This window comes from Holdemanella sp. (assembly GCF_056804935.1).
Window position 1 is genome coordinate 1 of the sequence record NZ_DBMEXE010000201.1, and the last position, 2,934, is coordinate 2,934.

A 2,934-nucleotide genomic window follows, 5' to 3' on the forward strand; every position below is an offset into this window, starting at 1 on the left:
ACTATTAAAGTGCATAAAAAAATAAATAATCTTAAATCGCGAAATTTTGAAGATCATTTCATGCGTAATCACTAACTTCCTTTTTGGTGTTTGTATAAAAGTGGTTCGTGGTATATCATTTTGTAGGGGGATACTATGTGGATTTTATATGCGACAGGTTCTGCCTTTTTTGCGGGCATTACTTCTGTACTCGCAAAATGTGGGATTTCAAAAACAGATTCAGATGTGGCAACCGCCATACGTACCATTGTGGTTTTAGTTTTCTCATGGATTCTTGTTCTTTTAACTAGAACTATATCGGGTATTACGGTTATCAGTGGTAAAACTTTGTTGTTTCTAGTTTTGTCTTGAATCGCAACAGGAGCTAGCTGGCTATGTTATTTCAAGGCTTTACAAAATGGGAATGTGAATAAGGTGGTTCCTATTGATAAATCCAGTACAATCTTAACGATTCTTTTGGCTTGTATTTTCTTTCATGAAGGATTGTCTTTGTTTAAACTAGTATGTGTATGTCTGATCGGTTTAGGTACAATGTTGATGATTAACAGAAAAGAGGATGTGAAGTCTAATTCTTTAGATAAAAGCTGGTTGATTTATGCGATTTTATCAGCTGTATTTGCGAGCCTTACATCAATTTTAGGTAAGATTGGTATTTCTGGAATTGATTCTAATTTAGGTACGGCCATTCGTACAAGCGTTGTATTAGTTATGGCTTGGCTTATGGTCTTTGTGAAAAATAAGCAGTCTGAAATAAAATCTATAGATCATAAAGAATTATTATTTATTATCTTATCTGGTTTTGCGACAGGAGCATCTTGGTTATGTTTCTATCGTGCTTTACAAGAAGGGCCAACAAGTGTGGTTGTACCAATTGATAAATTGAGTATATTAGTGACGATTATTTTTTCTCGTGTTGTATTTCATGAAAAGCTATCAAGGAAGGCATTACTAGGTTTAATTTTGATTACAGTGGGTACTGTAATTATGACGATGATATAGGAGATTTTATGTGCAGATATAAGAAGATTGATTTAGAAAATTGGTGTCGTAAAGAGCATTATTTGTATTATACAAACAGTTTAAATGTTGAAGTGAATATGACGGCTAATATTGATGTGAGTGAGTTATTATCTTTTTGTCATACCAATGGATATAAGTTTTATCCGACTTTGATTTATTGTGTGACTAAAGTGTTAAATCGAATTGATAATTTTAAAATGTTTAAAGATAAAAATGGCGATTTATGTGTGTGGGATTCATTGGTTCCAAACTATACGATTTTCCATGAAGAAGATCATACATTTTCGGATTGTTGGACGGATTTTACGGATGATTTTGATTCTTTCTACAAGAATATTACTTATGATATGGAATTAGGTAAAACAAAAAGGGGAATCAAAGTAAAGAAAGGCCAACCTGCAAACTTTTATTGTGTTTCATGTACACCATGGACTGCATTTACAGCGGTTTCAAGTCGTGTGGTCAATGGGGGTGCTGCCTTCTTTCCAATCATCACAGCTGGAAAATATGATGATAATTATCAGATGCCTGTAAATATCACAATTGCGCATGCGGTTGCGGATGGATATCATATTGGCTTGTTTTTTTCTGATTTGCAAAAAGAAGTAAGTTTAAAAAGCTTGAAATCAAACCTTGAATAAAGGCCTTGGATGGGGTGCTCTATTTACTTTTTGGGCAAAGTGTTATAAAATTTTTAATGTAGGTATAAATTGAAAAGGAGATATAAAAATGAATCAATCACCACTTCAAAAAGCTAGATACCAATACAGTCCAAAATTGCCTGGAATGTTAAGAAATGGTATTTCAGAAATCTGTGTTAAGGAAGGAAACGCAACTCAAAGTGTTGCAGACCAAGAAAAAATCGCGGCTTTATTCCCTAACACTTACGGAGAAAAAGAAATCACATTCGAAAAAGGAGAAAATACTTCTGCAGCTAAAAAACAAGTTGTAGGTGTAATCTTATCTGGTGGACAAGCACCTGGTGGACACAATGTTATTTGTGGTCTATACGATGCATTAAAAGCTACTAGTAAAGAAAACGTTCTTTACGGATTTAAAAATGGTCCTATTGGATTATTAGAAGACAACTATGTAGAATTCGATGATGCATATATCGATGCATACAGAAATACGGGTGGATTTGATATTATCGGATCTGGACGTACAAAATTAGAAACTGAAGAACAATTCGCAGTTGCTGCAAAAGTTTGTGAAAAACACGGAATCACTGCTATCGTAATTATCGGTGGTGATGACTCAAATACAAACGCTGCTGTATTAGCTGAATACTTTGCTGCTCACAATACAGGTGTTCAAGTTATCGGTTGTCCAAAAACTATCGATGGTGACTTGAAAAACGAAGACATCGAATGTTCATTTGGATTCGATACTGCAACTAAAACATATAGTGAATTAATCGGAAACATCGAACGTGATGCAAACTCTGCTAAAAAATACTGGCACTTTGTAAAAGTTATGGGACGTAGTGCAAGTCACGTAGCTTTGGAATGTGCTTTAGAAACTCAACCAAACATTTGTTTAATTTCAGAAGAAGTTGCTGCTAAAAAACAATCTTTATCTGAAATCGCTGACTACATTGCAGATGCTGTTGAAAAACGTTCTGCAAATGGAAACAACTTCGGTGTTGCAATCATCCCTGAAGGTGTAGTTGAATTTGTTCCAGAATTTAAAGCATTGATTGCTGAAATCAACGAATTATTAGCTGGAAACAAAACAGAAGAATTTAACGCATTAGGTAGCTGGGAAGAAAAATATGCATTCATTGAAAAAGGTTTAACTGCTGAATCAATGGCTGTATTCGCAATCTTACCTCAAACTATCCAACAACAATTATTCTTAGAAAGAGATCCACACGGAAACGTACAGGTATCTTTAATTGAATCAGAAAAATTG

4 protein-coding genes are annotated in these 2,934 nt (G+C 34.3%); all 4 read left to right on the top strand.

Features of this window, described 5'->3' with window-relative positions:
- Positions 1-135: 135 nt before the first annotated feature.
- Positions 136-351 (top strand): EamA family transporter, encoded by a 216-nt coding sequence (locus tag ACZQCL_RS08190; protein ID WP_482482715.1) that lies wholly within the window; start codon positions 136-138, stop codon positions 349-351.
- Positions 352-999, top strand: coding sequence for an EamA family transporter (locus tag ACZQCL_RS08195; protein WP_482482719.1), 648 nt, complete (start codon positions 352-354; stop codon positions 997-999).
- An 8-nt stretch (positions 1,000-1,007) separates the two neighbouring features.
- Complete coding sequence (locus tag ACZQCL_RS08200) at positions 1,008-1,661, top strand: CatA-like O-acetyltransferase (RefSeq protein WP_337929911.1); 654 nt, start codon at positions 1,008-1,010, stop codon at positions 1,659-1,661.
- Positions 1,662-1,749: 88 nt separating this feature from the next.
- Positions 1,750-2,934 (top strand): diphosphate--fructose-6-phosphate 1-phosphotransferase (locus ACZQCL_RS08205; protein WP_482482717.1); only part of this gene is annotated, 1,185 nt, incomplete at its 3' end.

Bases quoted from the DNA above. Each gene is read 5' to 3' on its own strand.
- ACZQCL_RS08190 (WP_482482715.1), top strand. From the start codon at position 136: ATGTGGATTTTATATGCGACAGGTTCTGCCTTTTTTGCGGGCATTACT.
- ACZQCL_RS08200 (WP_337929911.1), top strand. From the start codon at position 1,008: ATGTGCAGATATAAGAAGATTGATTTAGAAAATTGGTGTCGTAAAGAG.